Source organism: Psychrobacter sp. T6-5 (assembly GCF_052258485.2).
In the GTDB taxonomy this organism is placed as follows: Bacteria; Pseudomonadota; Gammaproteobacteria; order Pseudomonadales; family Moraxellaceae; genus Psychrobacter.
The window spans coordinates 1,217,954-1,237,068 of sequence record NZ_JBQQEY020000001.1 but is presented as its reverse complement, the minus strand read 5'-3'; the positions used below and the strand labels follow the sequence as shown (position 1 = coordinate 1,237,068).

The following is a 19,115-nucleotide window of genomic DNA, read 5'->3' as shown; positions in this document are numbered from 1 at the left end:
TCTAGCCTTAACCCTGCTCTACCACAGCCAAGTCTTTTACCATCAGCTGTAGGCTTTGTTTGCCATTCCATTCATTGATATCTAGCTGAAACAATAAATGCACTTTTTTGGCACGATAATCCCAAGCATCATTGTCAAAGTTAAAGCAGATTGCCTCAATCGGATATTGAACGTCTGGATAACGCAGCGATAGTTTGAGGTGCTTGTCTTTTAATATCTTAAAACTCAATACCTCAAACACACCGTCAAATATCGGCGGTGCGAATCCATGACCCCAAATGCTAGCATCTGCTAAATGTTCAGCGAACCACAAGCTAAAATCTCCCGCTTGCAGAGGTCCATCAGTGAATTTCTGCTCTGCAAATACGTCATCATCCGTTTGTGCCATAACTTCATTAAACGCCGTGACAAATGCCTCAAAATTACGACGCTTTAGGGTCAGACCTGCTGCCATCGCATGACCACCAAAATGACTGATTAAATCAGGCTGACGCTCGGCGACTTGCTCAATCGCATCACGAATATGCACGCCAGCGATCGACCGTGCTGATCCCTTAATCGCATCGTCTTCACCAGTCTGCTCCGTATCTGCCGGCGCAAAGACAATGCTAGGTAGGTAATGACTTTCTTTTAAACGTCCAGCGACAATACCAATCACGCCTTGATGCCAATCATCCTGATACAGAACGATGCTACGAGTGTCTGTATGGCTTGTTTTATGGGTAGTGGCGAATTGAGTATTAACTTCCTGAGTGAGGTCATCGCCACTGTCACTTGTACTTTCATCGATCTCAATATCAGTTTCAGTAGCCAATGTCTGTACGATACTATCTGCCTGCGCACGCATCTCGCCTTCTACATGACGGCGTGTACGGTTTAGTTGCTCAAGCTCTTGCGCCAAACGCTGGGCGGTGCTCCAATCTTCAGTCAATAGGCACTCAATCCCGATACGCATATTATCCATACGTCCAGCCGCATTGATACGTGGCCCTAAGACAAAGCCAAAATCTTGCGCGTGTAATTGCTTGGGATCACGGCCTGCTTGTTCAAGTAACGCCAAAATACCCATACAACAGCGACCTTGACGAATAGCAGATAGCCCGTGATGTACTAAGATACGATTGTTTTTATCGAGTACGCCGACATCTGCGATCGTGCCAAGCGCTACCAAATCTAAATACTGACTAACCTGTACCGTAGACTTGCCAGCGTCGCGGCGCAGCTTTGCCAATCGTCCGAGCACATAAAACGCGACCCCGACCCCGACCAGAGATTTACTGGTGAAAGTGCAAGCAAGCTGATTGGGATTTACGACGGCTTCAGCGGGTGGTGTCTCTTTGGTCGTAAGATGATGGTCTGTGATAATTACCGTAATACCATCCGCTTGGGCGCGCGCCACACCTTCATGACTGGAGATACCGTTATCAACCGTCACGATCATGTCTGGCTGAAAGGTTGCGATGCCCAATTCGACAATCTCTGGCGTTAGCCCGTAACCATATTTAAAACGATCGGGTACCAAAAAATCGACGACCGCCCCCATCTTTGTGAGTGCGCGCATCATCAGCGCGGTACTGGTTGCGCCATCACAGTCAAAGTCACCAACGATCAGGATACGCTGACCGTCATCGATAGCGATATCCAATAGACGCACAGCTTCAGTGATACCGTGCAGCATGTCAGCAGGCAACAGGCCAGACAAACCAGTCTCCAGCTCATCAGGCGCAGTGATACCTCGACCCGCATATAAGCGAGCGAGCGTCAATGATTGGGCGGCCAGTGGTTGCAACGCGGCGGGCAGCTCGTCAATGCGAGTGCTGGTATTACGGGGGGTTAAATTTAGCATGAGCGTATTTTACTGCCTTTAAGGCGGGGTCACAACGACAATTTATAGCGTCTCTGTACACTAGCTAATATTGCATTTATTTACCAAAGATGTTGGTTTAAATGGTAATTTGGAAAAAGGATTTATTCAGTGAATACGTATCGCATATGGCTCTTTATTTACAAAAAGGATGCATAGTGACCGTACTTTTCTGCATTTTGCTACAAAGCAATGATTGTATGGCGCCTATAAATCCATAGAATAGTAAACAACTGAGAGACTTGCTAATTATTGAATTTTACATCATTAATATTTTAATTATTTATAAGGATACTTTATGAAAACCACACCAGCTGCTGAAAAACTACCAAATACGATTGATCCTAGCTTAGATCTTGATCAAGTCAAAAAAGAATGCCTCGGCATGGTAAAAAAACGCGCCAGAGTATCTGCTGGTGTTGCCATCGTTCCTGTACCGTTCTTTGATGTGGCGGTTGATGCTGGTATGCTGACGCAATTGATTCCTGAGATTAGCGAACGTTTTGGTTTGATCGAAGACCGTCAATCAGCCATTAACCTAGAATCACGCGAAGTGCATTGGAGCGCTGTCAAAGACCGTACCGTCGATTTTGCAGGGCTGATGGCGACACGTGGTATCGTTAAGAAAACCATTCAAGGCTTTGGTGGTCGTATCGCGGCAAAACAAGTCACCAAATTTATCCCATTAGGCGGTCAATTGGTTGCAGCAACGATGGGTTATACGATTTTTAAGAAAATCGCCACTGATCATATCAACGAGTGCTACAAGCTAGCAAAAGATATTCAGCAAAAAGAACATGGCAAAAATGTCTAATAAAAATTAGGCAACGCCATATATATAGAGCCAGCTATGAGATTTTTTAGCTGGCTTTTTTGTGAGTGACAGCATTGCAGACTGCCTCAAGCGATTGGTTAATGATGCCATTACTATGTTTTACTGATAATATACAACTTTAAAGACTATCAAATACCTTAAAGGATTCATTTATGAAAAAACTTTTGGCTTCGACAGTTATGCTGGCTACTGTCGCCCTAGCAGGCTGCACCACGACAGGTGCTACAAATAACGGCACAGGCACAGCAATCGGTACCGCGAATGAGATTGGCATGAATGTCTTTAGAGCTGCGATCGACAACCAATGCCGTAGCCAAATTGAGAAACAAACCGCTTGGCGTGTTGCAAGCGTCGCTATGACAGAAGCGCAGCAAGAGTCTGTCAAAAGTAACGTTTGTGGTTGCGTGAGTGAGCAGGCACCGCAGCAAGTGACCATCGTTGAATTGGGCAATGCTGCTATCGACTCACAGTATCGCACTCAACTGGTCACTAGAGTTGTCGCAAAATCTCTACAAAGCTGCTATGCCAGTTTTGTCAAATAAGCCGTAACCTATATAACGATGTGCATCACCCTATCGTTGCACGTCAAAGCAAGTTAATAAAAAAGGTGCGTTGTTTATAACGCACCTTTTTAAACATACTTTCAGTTTAGTTAAGCTCAGCAGCCTAGAACTTATTGGAGTCCGATGGGTTCTGTGATAAAGCGGCAGCAAAAGGCAGTAACTGGCCACGGCGGAAGTACTTAGAAGAGCCGTCGATTATTTTATCCACTTCCTTAACCAAATCACTGATAACGTCATCATAGATACCGTGGTATAGCTCTTTTTCGAATGCAGTAAACGGATGCTTACGCGATGCTGAACCGACCTCAGTCACGCCCTCTTTACTATAAAAAATATCTACGCGGCCATCACTATTCAATACACAGTTCAGTTGACCACCTTCGAGCTCCATCTCTACGCGCTCAGGCATAAAAATATAATCATCCACGTTGATGAGCTTTTTTTCTACTTCTCTTTTAAAAAACGATTTGATATCAAACATAAGTACATCCCTAACTTTATAATTATCAGATACGTGAGCATGCCTAACTTTATAGTTGTTGCACAGCATTTATATAGATGCTTAGTGGGTCATGCTTTACACCGTTATCTTATAAGATAGAGAGCGATTTTTTAAGGTGCGATATGTAAAACTGCGTTTGATGTTGGTAAGAAGGCAAGTTAGCTTTATCTTCAATATAGAGGTAACAAAGAAGAAAGCGACCAATGGGCAACGTTACTTTCTATTATCGTGACACTATTCTAGCTATCTTAATGGTTGAAAATATGTTGAACCAAAAACCACTATCGTACTGGATTTTTCCCAAAATCGTCATAAAAATAACCACTAGAAGACGCATACTCTGTAAGATTTCCCTGGGTATCCATATGAAAAATTTCTCGATTCAAACTAACTTTAGCTTTTCCATTTTTGAAAGTACCGATAGAGTCATAAATTGTGGGCACTATCAAACTTCCCTCACGATCGATGACTCCCCATTTACCGTTAATCTGGACTGATGCAAAACCTTCTCTAAAAAATTCAGTTTTATCAAATTGAGGTGGAACAATAATCTGCTCATCAATATCTATAAAGCCCCATTTATCACCTATCATTACTTCTACTAATCCTTCACTAAAATTACCTATATCCTTATATTTGAAATCAATAACTACTTTACCTTTTTTATCAATAAAGCCATATAGACTACCTTTTTGAACACGCAACAATCCATTAGTGTATAGAGTTGCGTTATCGTAAATAAGCGGTACTACTTCTTTGCCTTTAATGTCTAAGACACCATATTTTTTATCTTTTTCTACAACAACCAAATCCTCTGAAAAACTATGAATATAATCATACTTTAGTGGAATTATGGTTTTGCCGTCACTATTTATAAAGCCATGTTGATTATTTTTAACAGCATGATAAAGACCTGATTCATTATCTAAATATAGAGACTCATAGTCTATTGGCACAACTATATTGCCTTGTTTATCTATTAGTCCCGATCTCAAAACTCTTTTTGAATCTTCTATCGTTACAATACTTACAGTTGCAACGCCTTGGTTGAAAAATCCTGTTTCATCATAGATGAAAGGAATAATGATATTGTTTTCTTTGTTGATAAATCCTCTTTTCATATTCAAACTGGCTGAAGATAAACCCTCATTAAAATAACTTAAATTATCATACTCAATAGGTATGATAATTTTTCCTTTCTCATTGTCAACAATTCCTTGTTGTCGTTTACCATTGATGGTTTTGCCAACCTTTGATAAGCCATCTTTGCTGCAAGCCACAAAAGAATACCCACCCTCGTAAACCAACTTGTCATTTAATATTTCGTCACATGACCAAGAACTTGCTGATGAAAAAGTCAGTAAGAAGGCTATTACACTTGTACTATATTTGAGTTTCATAATAAGTATTCACTATATAAAATCTGGTTTAGCATATAAATTTTCTTGTAAAAAACGAGAGATCCATCAGCCAACCTCTCCTACTCTCAGATAACTACGCTCAAACTCTACATCCTTTTTAAATCAAATGCGCTTTAAGCTCCAACACTTTATCACGCGTTTTTGCTGCTTCCTCAAACTTCAAATCACGCGACATTTGCTGCATTTGTTTCTCAAGGCGTTTAATTTCTTTGGCAAGCAAATCAGGACTACGCAAGATATTGATATCCACATCAGGCAAATTGCTCTTGATTGGAATCACTTGATTGTCATTGGCATCGTGGTCATCACCTGTATCAATTTTATCGGTGATACTACGGCGTGCGCCTTTTGGCGTGATGTTATGCTCAAGGTTAAAGGCGATTTGCTTATCACGGCGTCGATCTGTCTCGTCTATCGCCTTTTGCATACTTGGTGTAATACGATCAGCATAGAGAATGGCTTTACCGTTCAAGTGACGTGCTGCACGACCAATGGTCTGAATAAGTGAACGCTCAGAACGCAAGAAGCCTTCTTTATCAGCGTCAAATATCGCCACCAATGAGACCTCAGGCATATCCAAACCTTCACGCAGCAGGTTGATACCGACTAGCACATCATGTACACCAGTACGTAGCTCATGAATGATTTCCATGCGTTCTACCGTGTCGATATCTGAATGCAGATAGGCAACCTTGACGCCATATTCTTTTAAATAGCTGGTCAAATCTTCTGACATACGCTTTGTCAATGTGGTAATCAATACACGCTCGTCTTTTTCACGGCGTTTGGTGATCTCAGACAGCACATCATCGACTTGGGTCAAGACCGGACGAATCTCGATCTCAGGATCAATCAGCCCTGTAGGACGTACGACCTGCTCTACCACCTGCTCACTGTGTTCAAGCTCATACAAGGCTGGCGTAGCACTGACGTAAATGGTCTTGGGCTTGATGCGCTCCCATTCTTCAAACTTCATCGGACGGTTGTTCATCGCACTTGGCAGACGAAAACCATAGTTGACCAAGTTTTCTTTACGCGATCTATCACCTTTATACATTGCACCAATCTGAGAGACGGTCACATGCGACTCATCAAGAAACAGTAGCGCGTCTTCTGGAATATAATCAAACAAGGTTGGCGGTGCCTCGCCTGACGGACGACCAGAGAGATGCTGCGAATAGTTTTCGATACCATTACAGTAGCCGAGCTGCTGAATCATCTCAAGATCATACTGGGTACGTTCTTTGAGACGCTGTGCTTCAATCAGCTTATTGTTTTCACGGAAATACTCCAAACGCGGCTCCAGCTCCTCGCGAATGGTATGACTGGCTGCTTCTAACTTATTGCGCGGGGTCACATAATGCGATTTTGGATAAATGGTAATACGTGGCACGCTGCGTACAGTTTTGCCCGTCAATGGATCAAACCAAGTGATTTTCTCCACTTCATTGTCAAACAAATGCACGCGTACCGCCAACTGCTCAGACTCAGCAGGATAGATGTCTAACAGCTCACCACGCAAACGATAGGTACCACGGCCAAAATCTAACTCATTACGAGTATATTGCATCTCGACCAAACGCTTAATAGTTGCCGTACGATCTATTTGATCGCCAACGACGACGTGTAGCAGCATTTTTAGATAGCTTTCAGGATCACCCAGACCATAAATACACGATACCGATGCGACGATAATGGCATCACGACGCTCTAATAAAGCACGCGTGGCGGACAGACGCATCTGATCAATATGATCATTGATGGCGCTGTCTTTTTCAATAAAGGTATCGCTGGCAGCGACATACGCTTCTGGCTGATAGTAGTCATAATAGCTAACAAAGTATTCAACCGCATTGTTCGGGAAAAACGACTTAAACTCACCATATAGCTGAGCAGCAAGCGTCTTGTTGTGTGCCATGATGATAGTTGGGCGCTGACATTCAGAGATAACCTTGGCCATCGTATAGGTCTTACCAGAGCCAGTCACACCTAGCAATAGCTGTTCATCCATACCAGAATCAATACCTTTGACCAGCTTTTCGATGGCTTGTGGCTGATCGCCTGCTGGCTCAAAATCTGTGACCATCTCAAAGGCACGGCTCGAGATTTGCGTCCCCGATGCATTAACACCACTGATTTCAGCTTCGCCTTGGAGCTGAGTGGCCAATTGGTTTAACTGACGCGATGAGCGCGGTTCAGGCATTCTCATAATGATTTTCTTCTTATTAAAGTTTATAACAATATGGGGTCTGAGCAGCGGTTTTTAAAGGCTTTTTAACGGATAGTGACGAGTCTTATCTCATACATATTGCCATATCGCGCTGCGCAAAATATAAGTCTGTAAAGATACTATTTATTGATAAATAAACCTGCTGTTGTTATAAAAAACGCACACAGACTTTGATAAATTTACAAAGATTTTCACGGTTAACAAACCCGTTACACGACCACCTAACAAAGCCTAACACTCAGGGGTTCCAACATCGATTTAAGCTGCTATTATCGATCATGAATTAACAAGCAGGTGACCTTCTGCCGATTGATAGAGATATTTTTTATATCGTTTTTTTTGGACTGATTGTCATCAAGTAAGAGTAAAAGACTAATAACAATACATTGAACTTTTCATTCAATATAATAATTTTAAATAAATAACGGAGTAAAATATGAGAGAACGTTACGCAAGTGGAATTTCAGACGATACCGCAAAAAAAATGATTGATTTGCTAAATGCTAACCTAGCAAACGTAATCGATCTAACCTTAGACGGTAAACAGTGCCATTGGAACCTACAGGGTACTGGTTTTATCGGTGTACACCAGTTATTAGACGAAACGTCAGATCGTATCCTTGAAGTATCAGATACTATCGCTGAGCGTATTGTGATTTTGGGTGGTCAACCAAACGGCTTAGCAAGTCGTGTGGTGAAAGAGTCTATTCTAGATGATTACCCAACTGACATTACTGAGGTAGATCAACATGTACGCGAGCTAACTAGCCGCTACAAAAAAGTAGCAGAGGCATTAAGAGAAGCTATTGCTACTGCTGGCGACGCTGGTGATGAAGATACCGCTGACCTATTCACTGAAGCTAGCCGTATCATCGATAAGGATGCTTGGTTCATCGGTGCGAACGCGCCAAAGAAATAAGTTCATAATCATTTGACCAACTTTGGCTCAGATGACTTAGAAACAAGAAAAAAGGTCGCTCTATTGAGTGACCTTTTTTTGTCTACATACTATTCAAATGAGTTTTTGAACAAATGAACGCTTATATTATTCTTCAAGCTTAAGTGCTTTTATTTCTGCTGCCATCTTCGGCACAATATCTTTTACTCTATCTACGGTAGATTTCATAACGATAGGCATCACTTCTGCCATATAGTCGTTCATCATAGCAGGCTGTTTATCGATAATACTTTGACCTGTTCTGCTACTATAGAACGCTATCTGCGCATCCACTTCTTCTTGACTAAAGTGTTGTTTAGCCGCCGCCATATATATACTCATAACCTGGCGATTCATACTTTGCATATCACTATCACTTGCCAGCTCTTTACTATATCTACTGACAATTTCATCAAAACGGCGCCGCTTTTCTTCGCTTATATCGTCATCAGGTAACGATGCTAACATGGACTGCTCAATTTGCTTGGCAACTGCACCACTATTAGAGATATCATCCGCCCTTTCTACAACTTTCGTCACTTTTGCTAATCGCAGCAAGGACGCATCGGTTGGCACTGCTGCTTGTGCTGACAAAGTAGGAACAAGCATTAACCCAATAGCACTAACGCTCAACGAGATAGAAAATACAGTATTTTTCAGTATGGCTTTCATGTCATTATCACTTTATCATAATAGATTAAATTTTTAGTGAGTTGTCCGATAAGACCAAAACGTCTGCATTTGGCACCGATAATGTCAAGATAGCTTCCTGAAAAACAGCATTATCACGGAACAGATTTTCAATCTCTTCAAACTTTTGAGCGATATGCTCTTCTTTCTGATTGCCTGCGATATCTACAGCGGCGACCATAAAGATCTTCTTAGGACCAACCCACTCTAAATGCAGATAAGACACACTATCGATATCTGGATGATTTAGCAGTTCGCTCAAAACGTATTCGTGCATACGGTCAGTGACTCTATACCCCACCAAAAAATCACGGTTACGGCTAATCAAAAATATCGCGACCACACCCAGTAGTAAGCCTACAATGATAGAACCAAGCGCATCCCAGTAAGCCTCTCCAGTATAGGCATGCATGCCCATAGCGGCGGCGGCAACCACCAAGCCAATAACGGCAGCTAAATCCTCAAAGAATACACCGCGCAAGGTAGGATTAGAGGTATCTACCACATATCCAAGTGCACTAATATCGAGTGCCTCACCATGCTTTTTACTTTGTCTGTATGCTTGAATCAATGAAAATCCTTCAAGTACAAACGCTACTGCTAAAACGATAAAAGCAATTGTATAGTTGGTCTCAGATTCAGTAGCATTCCACTCTTTGATCCCTGTATAGATAGAGACAATCGAGCCTGCCGTAAATACACCAAAAGCAGCAATCATTGACCAGACATAGGATTCTTTGCCATAGCCTAATGGATGGCTCTTATCAGCAGGTTTGACAGATTTTTTTTCTGCGACAATCAGTAACGTACCATTGCCCGCATCTGCCCATGAGTGAGCTGCTTCAGCAATCATAGAGGCAGAGCCTGTCATAAAGGCGGCCACTGTTTTTGCAATGGCGATAATGAGATTGGCACCAACGGCAATCAACACTGTAATGAGCGAGCCTGAATGCTCATCGTTGGTTTCAGGACTTTGGTTGAGGGTATGCTTTAATTCAGGATCATTGAGGGCTGTCAAATTGCCAGCTCCGCGCGCACGATGACTCGGCACCTTAGAAAGAGCTGACGAATGATGTTGGGGATTACCAACGGATGGCTTTAGACTCATACTAAACTCACTGGAATAACATGTTGATAGTGAATATATTCACCATAGACGAATGGCTTGAAATACCCATCAGCTTAAAGTAAGCGCTTTACAATATCAGTGTCTTTTTAGTGAGTCATTGTATAAGGTGCTGGTTATTAACCAGCTAAAAGTTGATAATTAAAATTGCTAGCTTATTTAGCATTATCTTCAGCTTCATCAAACTTGCTATTCATGGTTTCAAGGTCACAACTGGGACGATGTGAGCTATCCATTCGCAGTTTTTTTCGCTCTTTTGCAGCATCGGCACGGCACTGCTGTAGATTATTTTTTATATCAAGTGGCGGCGCAGCGGTTGGTTTGCCATTATCGTCGATAGCGACCATCGTAAAGTAACAGCTATTGGTGTGGCGGACTTTTCGAGCACGTACATCTTCTGCTTCGACGCGAATACCTATCTCCATAGACGTGGTGCCGACATAGTTGACACTAGCCGCAAAGGTAACCAGCTCACCCACATATATTGGCTCACGGAACATGACCTGATCCACCGATAATGTCACTACATAGTTACCACTATAGCGACTGGCACAGGCGTAAGCGACCTGGTCGAGCATCTTGAGCAAATCGCCACCATGTACGTTACCAATGAAGTTTGCCATATCAGGCGTCATCAGAATCGACATGTACAGCTCATGGTTTAATGGGGCTTTTTTGGCAGTCGAGCTGGTATTGTATTGCGGCATAACGTTCCTTAAATGGTTTGACACTTATTTGTTGTGCCTACCATTTATACAGTAGGACACCAAATAGCGCAAACAGCCCTGTGTCTCTAATCGGTCTAGGTTATGTAAATCAGAGCTATATAGGGCCAGCTTTTATGAATAAGGGCGATCTTTGATTAGCTCAACCAATGAAAACGATAAGCAAGCCAAGCGACAATCGCACTGACTGAACCCGTTAAAACACCGCCCCATACAAAGTCAACGAGTGCTGTATCTAGCGTAAAGCCCTTGTATAGTGCCAAGTTAGTAAAGTCATATGTACCGTAAGCCATCAGGCCAATCAGACCACCAAGTAAGAAAATATGACCAACTGATGCACCTGCTTTGATTTGTGGATATAGAATCAATATGCAGAGTGCCAAGACATAAAACATATAAAAGATACCAGCGGCCATCATATTTGGCTCATCCGCCAATAGATGACCAATACGCGACTCATAAAAAGCCCCTTTCATGGTCGTCAGCCAAACAGCGTCCACGCCCAAAAAGATGACCACAGCGGCGAGATAAATAAAAACATAACCCATGATAATACCCCTTATAAAATGAATAAAAACGGATAAAACTTATAATGTCAGTCGTGGCTGAATAAAATCTAAAAATGCTAAAATACGCGATGATACGGCACTGTTTTTGTAGTATACCGCCTGTATGGCTTCGCGATTGTTTGGTCTGACTATCGCTTCAGGCAACACCTCAACCAATCGTCCAGATTTCAAATCTTCACCAATCATAAAATGTGACAGTAAAGCGATACCTTGATGATTTAAACACAGCTGACGCAAGGTCTCGCCGCTACTGCCAGTCATATGAAAATTAAGTTTCACTGGTGTTTTTAGTGGCCAGCTATTTAGTTTTGATGCATCGTTAAAGCCAATTAATTTATGAGTGCTTAAATCATCAATATGAGCTACTTCATTATGCTGATATAAATATTCAGGACTGACTACTAGCCGCAGCTTACTTTTACCTAATAGACGCGCATGCAGGTTTGAGTCTTTTAAATCGCCAATTCTGATAGCCAGATCCGTCTTGTGCTCAAGCAAGTCGATGATGTTGTCATGCGAGGTCAAATCAAGCGTGATATGCGGATACTGCTGCACAAACTCACCAACCAAAGGCGTCAGCTGATGCAATACAAACGGACTCGCAGCGTCAATTCGTAGATGCCCACTCGGCGCTTGTTTTAACAGCTTAAGCGCTTCTTCACCCGTATATAACGTATTTAAACCCTCACGCGCATATCTAATAAAGACATGCCCTTCCTCCGTCAGCTCCAAGCGCCGTGTCGTTCTATTAAGCAGCGTGCATTGCAGCGTATTTTCGAGTCTGGACACCGCACGAGATACTTTAGCGACTTGCTGATTCAGCACGTTGGCAGCGCCAGTAAAACTGCCCGTATCCACTACCGTCAAAAATATCTCTATATCTTCTGTTTTAGCATGTCCCATCATCATGATTACCTTTACAAAATTGACAAAGGTATTTTGTCATTTGTGCTGTTTTTTGCAAACTACAAATCGGTCAAACTACGCGCATCATTTAATTATTAGGATGTCGTTATGCCACTCGCTTTATGGGCGCTTACTCTAAGCGCATTTGCAATTGGGACAACCGAATTTGTCATCGTTGGATTGGTACCAACTATTGCCACCGATTTGGGCGTGAGCTTGCCTTCAGCAGGTTTGCTCGTCAGCCTATATGCCGTTGGTGTCGCTATCGGTGCCCCTATCCTTACTGCACTCACTGGTCGCTGGAATCGCAAAATAGTACTGGTGAGCCTAATGGGTCTGTTTGTCATCGGCAACTTGCTGGCTTGGCAGGCACCCAGTTATGAAACCTTAATACTTGCCCGTATCTTGACCGGTCTGGCGCATGGCGTATTTTTCTCTATTGGTTCCATGATTGCTACCAGCCTTGTCAGTAAAGAAAAAGAAGCCAGTGCAATTGCCATTATGTTTACCGGACTCACTGTAGCGCTCGTCACTGGTGTACCCCTTGGTACATGGATTGGACAGCATTTCGGTTGGCGTGCCACGTTTTTGGTCGTCTCAGTACTGGGTTTAATCGCTTTAATCGGTAGCGCAATATTAGTACCAAAAAACCTTAAGAAATCTATCCCTGCAACGTTCAAAGAGCAATTACAAGTCATTGTAAAACCACAGTTACTGCTGGTTTATTTAATGACTATACTTGGCTATGGTGGTACATTTACGGCATTTACTTATCTAGCCCCTATCTTAGAGCAGCAAACCAAATTTGCGCCATCAGCCATTGGTCTTATCATGCTCGTATATGGTGTATCCGTTGCGATCGGTAATATCTGGGGCGGCAAACTTGCAGATAAACGCGGCCCTATTAGTGCGCTTAGCATTATATTTAGCGCCTTAAGCATTATTCTTTTATTATTCACCTTTACCATGCAATCCAAAATTGCTGCTGTACTCACTATTTTGGTATGGGGTGCTTTTGCCTTTGGTAATGTACCAGGCCTACAAATCTACGTGGTCAAACAAGCTGAAAAATATACGCCAAACGCTGTCGATGTCGCTTCTGGATTGAACATTGCTGCATTTAATATCGGTATTGCACTGGGTTCAATCATTGGTGGTAGCGTGGTCGAAAACATGTCACTGCAAGACACAGCTTGGATCGGTGCTGTTATCTCTTTAATGGCATTAGCGGTTACACGCTATTCAGGCCTGCGCGATAAGCGCACCCTGCAAACATCATAGAACTTTTAAATATACAAACTTTCAATGTACAACCTCTCAATATATGGGTCTCAAACTGTTTGTGCGGTATGAGACCATATAAGTGTTATGAAGAAACCCTATCTGTATCACCTAGCTTATACCGACGCTGTGCCTGCCATATCTGCATCATGAAAGGCCGTCTCATCATTCGAAACCGTTTCGTTCTTCAAGACCGCACTTGGCAAATCGGAAAAATGCAGCGTGTCGATATTGTTAGGCTTCACCGCAGTGACTTGGACCACACCGATGGTACGCTCCAAGAATCCCCCTTCGCAGTAACAGAAATAAAACTCCCAGAGGCGGATAAAGGCATCGTCATAGCCAAGCGCTTGAATCTCTGCACGCTGTGCCATAAATGCAGCACGCCAATCGCGCAGCGTATACGCATAATCAAAGCCATAATCATGTAATTGCTTTACGACCATGTCAGTCTGCTCAGTAAACTGTGTCGTCAGCTCTTGGTTTGAGAGCAGACAACCACCTGGGAATATATGCGTTTGGATAAAATCGACTGAATCGATATAGTCTTGGTAATTCTGATCGTTAAAAGTGATGGCCTGCAATACCATAAGACCTGTCGGCTTGAGCAAGCTATTGCACTTGGCAAAGAACGTCGGTAAGTACTCATGGCCCACCGCTTCAATCATCTCAATACTGACTAGCTTGTCATATTGACCTGTCAACTCGCGGTAATCTTGCTTGAGCAATGTGATTCTGTCAGATAGACCTGCCGCTTCGACTCTTCGTTGCGCCTCGTCATATTGCGCATCAGATATCGTCGTGGTGGTCACATGGCAACCGTAGTGAGTGGCTGCATAAATCGCAAAACCACCCCAGCCTGTACCAATCTCAATAACATTATCATCAGCACTCAGTTGTAATCGCTGACATATGAGCGATAGCTTGTGCTGCTGAGCATCGCTGAGCGTCACATCAGGCGTCGAGTATACTGCTGACGAGTACATCATCGTATCGTCCAAGAATCGCTGATACATATCATTGCCCAAATCATAATGCGCTAGGATGTTAGATTTAGAGCCAGATTTGTCATTACCACGCAGCTGATGCTTTGCTTTCTCAAATGCTTTACTAACGCCCGCAAAACGGTTTTCTAATTTATTGAGCACTTCCAAGTTACGCGCCGCCAAGCGAATCAGGCCTGTCAAATCATCCGTCTCCCATTCGCCATCGATATAACTGTCTGCTAAAGCGATAGAGCCACCCAATAGCAGTTGACGATAGACAGCATTATCATGAATACGCAGTGTGATATGCAGAGGGTGACGACCAACCGCCGAACTACTTACCACGCTAGGGGCGACAATACCAAAGCTAGTTGTCTTAGGTTCTTGTTTACCAAATGTCTCAATCAAAGTAAGACTGCCAAACTGGATATGCTGCAGTGCACGAAATATAAGCTTTCTAGCTAAATGATTCACGCCGTCACTCACTGGTTGTAGTACGGCACTTTCGTTAACCACTTTACTCATGCGAGCGGTTAATTTCTCTAATTTTGTCACTGGTGCTCGGTCGGTCGGTCGTACTGACATCGTATGGTTGTCCTTGTTTAGGTTCTTTTATTTTGAAATTGACTATATAAAATGTGTTGCTGGTTTTTGCATTTCTAGATTATCAATCGTTTAAAGCTTCACTTTTTAAAGAGGCAGATGTTTTCTGATTGCTGTCGGCTAGCTTTTCATCATAATTGATATAAGGCACCTTTTTGATCGCATAGAGTTTAAAGGCTTGCCCATAAATACGCGCTAACGATGTCATGTTCATCAGTGGGTTTTTTCGCAAGCTATTGCGAACGGTGGTTTCTGTCAGCGGCACCCCTGATATCTTTATACCCGTTTTTAGGACGTCACCACGCTCATCACTGATATTGATAGCGATACGAACTTGCAAGCCTGTATTTGATTGCTTATCTGCCGTATCTTGTTGTGTACGTTTTACCGTCACCTGCCAGCGGTATAGCTGGTCGATAGGATTAAAAGGTGACACATGAAAGTCTTTATCATGACAGAACTCAGTGTCCTCTCCCTCTAGCAAAAACCCATAGTAATGACGCTTATCCCATGGTGTATTGGATACTTCAGCCAATAAGTGGGTCGGTGTCTGCTGCTCATCAAACCCCAAATAAAAATTGACTGGGCTAAAATACATACCCACATTACGGCAGACGAGTAACCCCACCATGTCGCCTTCAGGCGCACTACCTGCATGTTTAACAAATGCTTGGCTCAAACGCTGCTTCAATGCTTGATTAGACCGCAAATTGCTATCAATATCTTGATTGTCACTTATGTTCTCATTGTCATTTAGGCTTTTATTGCTGCTTAGGCTATTGAAACCCTCTAAATAATCATTAGGGCAAAATTGTTGTAGCGCCTTTGTCTTGGCTGAAAATAAAGGCAACTCTTTTGCCAATAACTTCTTTGGTAATATCTTACTCAGGTGTGAGTCCCCTAAAACCTTATGTTCACCAAAAGCTGCCGTGTCTATTTCTGGAAGATCTTGTCCTGCGGCCAACGCACTGATATTGATACCCCAGTAACGATACGGATAGACAAATTTATTCACACTAGGTAGCAACCGACTATGCCATGTCGTGCCCTCAAGCAATTGATGCGGTAAAGCAGTATTATCACAATCTAACTCATGACGTGACATATCATTAGTAGGTTTGGTAGACACGGTCATAGACACTCTCTTCGGTAACGGCACATGATGATAGAACAATTTGTAATATTGCTCACAAGGCTATTTGGCTTTACGGCGACCAAATAAACCACGTTTTTTATTTTGGGCACTATCATCAGTCGCACTCTGTAAACGCTCAGCATACTCAACCAGTTCCTGATTAGTAGTCGCAGTGATAGTTTGACGCTTATCAAGTTTGCGTGCATTTGTGTCAGCCTTTATCGGCAAGTCTTTATAACGAAACGGCGTATGTGCACTATCCGCATTGGGCAAATGCGCTGGATCAACCTCATCTTTTATATCGATATCATGGCCGAGCGCCTGACACACACGTAGACCGCTGCGTACGCCATCTTCATGAAAGCCATTAAACCAATATGCTCCGCAAAAATGCGTGTGCAACCCAGCGCCAGAGATGCTTGACCATTTGGTTTGCGCCTCGATCATTTTTAGATCGAATACTGGATGACTATAATCAATGCTTTTGACGATTTGCTTATCATCTATCTCATGGTTAAGCGTAACCAAATAATTATGCTTCTTGGTCAGACGCTGCAAGATATTCATATGATACGTTAGCACTGGTTTTTCAGGTGCTTGTGTATTTACGCCAGCTTGATTCTTGTCTGGCACATTGTCTGAAGTTTTTTCATCGATAAGGTAATTCCAGCTTGCCCATGCCAGTGGTTTCTTAGGTAAGACGCTCGTGTCGGTGTGCAATACTGCCGTGTTTTTGGTAAAGCGGAAATGGCTCAGCACCTCAGACTCATCGGTACTGGCATCTTTTAGAATCTTCAGTGCGGTGTCTGCATGGCAGGCAAAAATCACCTCATCAAATACAAGGCTTTCGCTGCTGTTAGCATCACCTTTGCTCTGTACCGTCAAAATCACTTGCTCACCATCACGCGTCACAGACTGTACTGGACTGTTAACTCGCACTTTACCGCCCGCTTTGATAAAGCGTGGAATCAACTTATTAACGTATTGTTTTGAGCCACCTTTGATCGTAAACCATTGCGGACGATTGACCACATCGAGTAAGCCATGATTGTCAAAGAATTGCGCAAAAAACACCAATGGGAAATCTTGTACTTCATCCAGACTGGTTGACCAAATGGCTGAGACCATTGGCAGTAGATAGTTGTTAGTAAATAGCTGACCATAGTTTTTTTGTGCTAGATAACCACCGAGTGTCTGCTCAGTAAGTCCGCTAATGTCTTGCCCCGCAGCACGTGCACTATCATAATCTTGACGTAGTTGCTTGATGTGCTTATTAAACTGCAAGACATCTTTGATAAATTGCCAGAACTTCGGATTGAGTACGTTTTTGCGCTGCGATAATAAGGTATTTAGGGTATGACCATTGTATTCAAAACGACGTGCCATATTTTTGACAGAAAAGCTCATATCCGTTGCCTGAAATGGCACTTGCAAATCATAGAGCAAACGGAAAAAATTGGGATAAGTACGCTCATTAAAAACAATAAAACCGGTGTCTATGGCGCTACTCTCTACGTTACTACTCTTTGCTTTTTTACCATCCTGTAGCGCCACATCAATAGTATTTACATGCCCGCCGATATAATCATTGGCCTCAAATACTGTCACCTCATGTTGCGCGCCTAAGTAATGCGCACAGGTCAGTCCTGACACACCCGAACCAATAATGGCGATACGTTTTTGCGCTGCCTGATGGTCAGCATTTTTGGCATGATTGCTCTTATCAGTATTTTGATTGTCAGTTTTTTGGTTATTTGCACGCTTGAAACGAATAAACGGCATAAAAGCATTCCCTTCTATATTTTTGCTGTTTTCATAGTGGATAATAGGTTTATTGATAATGATAAATTACTTTTTATTGAGCTTTTCACTGACTTGCTGCCAGACTAAGTCAGGTAGTGTGCCTAATGCTTTCAGAGGCATCGTTAGTTTTTTGGGGAACTCAATAACCTCATGACCGCTTTCTATACCATCACGGATGGCTTGACTGGCCTGCTTTGGCGTCTGGATAAATGGCATAGGGAAATCATTCTGTTTGGTCATAGGCGTTTCAACAAAACCCGGTACGACGAGGCTCACCGACACATCGTGTGGTGCGAGGCTAATCTGTAGAGTTTTCATCAGATAATGGATAGCAGCTTTTGAGCTACCATAAGCTTCAGCACGGGCAAACGGCACATAAGCAGACGCTGAACCGATACCGACTAGGCGACCTTTAGACGCAATGAGCTTTGGCAATACGCCCTCTATCGCATGAGACAACGTGCCCATATTGACTGACATCACTTTCATAAATACTTCACTATCAAAGTTTGGCATATCTAAATACTCACACATGCCAGCACCGCAAATCGCCAAATCAACGTTTTCGACCTTTTCAAAAGCTTCAATAACTTTATCCCGATCCATGAGATCCAAATCAATCGTTTCTGCGCCGAGCGACTTGAGCTCAGCCAGCGCGTCATCATCACGGCCGACAGCATAAACCGTGTGACCCTCTAGCAGATAATCCTTGGCCAATTGATTGCCAATACCAGAGGTCGCACCAGTAATGAGAATATGTCGTTTTTTAGTAGCGTCTGTCATCGTGAATATCCTTTTAAATGTTCTTATAAGATGAAAAGCGTAACGCTCAACAAAGAGTTGAATAGCTCTGTCTTTAAATTTGGATGGCAAGCTTTTGGCTGAGCGTATTTGTGCTCTGTTATATTGCTTGTTTTTATTAACCTATACGCCATCTTA

At 42.8% G+C, this 19,115-nt stretch carries 17 protein-coding genes; 4 read left to right on the top strand and 13 right to left on the bottom strand.

The features are described 5' to 3' along the window. Positions 1-7 precede the first annotated feature (7 nt). Positions 8-1,846: a single-stranded-DNA-specific exonuclease RecJ gene (gene recJ / locus ACTXGK_RS20015; protein ID WP_443516589.1), complete on the bottom strand. Its 1,839-nt coding sequence runs from the start codon at positions 1,844-1,846 to the stop codon at positions 8-10. A 316-nt stretch (positions 1,847-2,162) separates the two neighbouring features. On the opposite strand from recJ, the gene ACTXGK_RS20010 reads away from it, so the two are divergent. Next, complete coding sequence (locus ACTXGK_RS20010) at positions 2,163-2,678, top strand: hypothetical protein (RefSeq protein ID WP_238036887.1); 516 nt, start codon at positions 2,163-2,165, stop codon at positions 2,676-2,678. Between the two features lie 173 nt (positions 2,679-2,851). Beyond that, complete coding sequence (locus tag ACTXGK_RS20005; protein WP_443516587.1) at positions 2,852-3,241, top strand: hypothetical protein; 390 nt, start codon at positions 2,852-2,854, stop codon at positions 3,239-3,241. Between the two features lie 124 nt (positions 3,242-3,365). Here ACTXGK_RS20005 and ACTXGK_RS20000 read toward each other — a convergent pair whose 3' ends face one another. From ACTXGK_RS20000 to uvrB, 3 genes are all read right to left on the bottom strand, one after another. Beyond that, positions 3,366-3,743: a hypothetical protein gene (locus ACTXGK_RS20000; RefSeq protein ID WP_443516585.1), complete on the bottom strand. Its 378-nt coding sequence runs from the start codon at positions 3,741-3,743 to the stop codon at positions 3,366-3,368. 302 nt (positions 3,744-4,045) lie between these two features. Further along, positions 4,046-5,164, bottom strand: coding sequence for a WG repeat-containing protein (locus ACTXGK_RS19995; RefSeq protein ID WP_443516583.1), 1,119 nt, complete (start codon positions 5,162-5,164; stop codon positions 4,046-4,048). A gap of 118 nt (positions 5,165-5,282) precedes the next feature. Beyond that, on the bottom strand, positions 5,283-7,394 hold the full coding sequence (gene uvrB, locus ACTXGK_RS19990) for an excinuclease ABC subunit UvrB (RefSeq protein WP_443516582.1): 2,112 nt from the start codon (positions 7,392-7,394) through the stop codon (positions 5,283-5,285). A 457-nt stretch (positions 7,395-7,851) separates the two neighbouring features. Here uvrB and dps point away from each other — a divergent pair, with 457 nt between their 5' ends. After that, entirely contained in the window at positions 7,852-8,334 is a 483-nt protein-coding gene (dps, locus tag ACTXGK_RS19985) for a DNA starvation/stationary phase protection protein Dps (RefSeq protein ID WP_201598413.1), read from the top strand. Positions 8,335-8,460: 126 nt separating this feature from the next. On the opposite strand, the gene ACTXGK_RS19980 is transcribed toward dps, so the two are convergent. The 5 genes from ACTXGK_RS19980 to ACTXGK_RS19960 form a co-directional block, all read right to left on the bottom strand. Further along, positions 8,461-9,024 carry a DUF2059 domain-containing protein gene (locus ACTXGK_RS19980; protein WP_443516580.1) on the bottom strand — a complete coding sequence of 188 codons (564 nt, stop codon included), beginning with the start codon at positions 9,022-9,024 and terminating at the stop codon, positions 8,461-8,463. 25 nt (positions 9,025-9,049) lie between these two features. Continuing rightward, complete coding sequence (locus tag ACTXGK_RS19975) at positions 9,050-10,150, bottom strand: cation diffusion facilitator family transporter (protein ID WP_443516578.1); 1,101 nt, start codon at positions 10,148-10,150, stop codon at positions 9,050-9,052. Positions 10,151-10,323: 173 nt separating this feature from the next. Next, on the bottom strand, positions 10,324-10,875 hold the full coding sequence (locus tag ACTXGK_RS19970) for an acyl-CoA thioesterase (RefSeq protein WP_443516576.1): 552 nt from the start codon (positions 10,873-10,875) through the stop codon (positions 10,324-10,326). 155 nt (positions 10,876-11,030) lie between these two features. Beyond that, a complete protein-coding gene (locus tag ACTXGK_RS19965; RefSeq protein ID WP_371532407.1) occupies positions 11,031-11,441 on the bottom strand; it encodes a DUF2177 family protein in 411 nt (136 codons plus the stop codon). A gap of 39 nt (positions 11,442-11,480) precedes the next feature. Next, positions 11,481-12,371: a LysR family transcriptional regulator gene (locus ACTXGK_RS19960; RefSeq protein ID WP_443516574.1), complete on the bottom strand. Its 891-nt coding sequence runs from the start codon at positions 12,369-12,371 to the stop codon at positions 11,481-11,483. 105 nt (positions 12,372-12,476) lie between these two features. On the opposite strand from ACTXGK_RS19960, the gene ACTXGK_RS19955 reads away from it, so the two are divergent. Next, on the top strand, positions 12,477-13,649 hold the full coding sequence (locus ACTXGK_RS19955; protein WP_443516572.1) for an MFS transporter: 1,173 nt from the start codon (positions 12,477-12,479) through the stop codon (positions 13,647-13,649). A 116-nt stretch (positions 13,650-13,765) separates the two neighbouring features. On the opposite strand, the gene ACTXGK_RS19950 is transcribed toward ACTXGK_RS19955, so the two are convergent. From ACTXGK_RS19950 to ACTXGK_RS19935, 4 genes are all read right to left on the bottom strand, one after another. After that, positions 13,766-15,220, bottom strand: coding sequence for a class I SAM-dependent methyltransferase (locus tag ACTXGK_RS19950; RefSeq protein WP_443516570.1), 1,455 nt, complete (start codon positions 15,218-15,220; stop codon positions 13,766-13,768). Positions 15,221-15,302: 82 nt separating this feature from the next. Then, positions 15,303-16,373: a DUF1365 domain-containing protein gene (locus ACTXGK_RS19945; RefSeq protein ID WP_443516568.1), complete on the bottom strand. Its 1,071-nt coding sequence runs from the start codon at positions 16,371-16,373 to the stop codon at positions 15,303-15,305. A gap of 60 nt (positions 16,374-16,433) precedes the next feature. Continuing rightward, positions 16,434-18,155, bottom strand: a complete 1,722-nt coding sequence (locus ACTXGK_RS19940) for an NAD(P)/FAD-dependent oxidoreductase (protein ID WP_443516567.1) — start codon at positions 18,153-18,155, stop codon at positions 16,434-16,436. Between the two features lie 66 nt (positions 18,156-18,221). Beyond that, positions 18,222-18,959, bottom strand: a complete 738-nt coding sequence (locus tag ACTXGK_RS19935; protein ID WP_443516565.1) for an SDR family NAD(P)-dependent oxidoreductase — start codon at positions 18,957-18,959, stop codon at positions 18,222-18,224. Between the last annotated feature and the right edge of the window lie 156 nt (positions 18,960-19,115).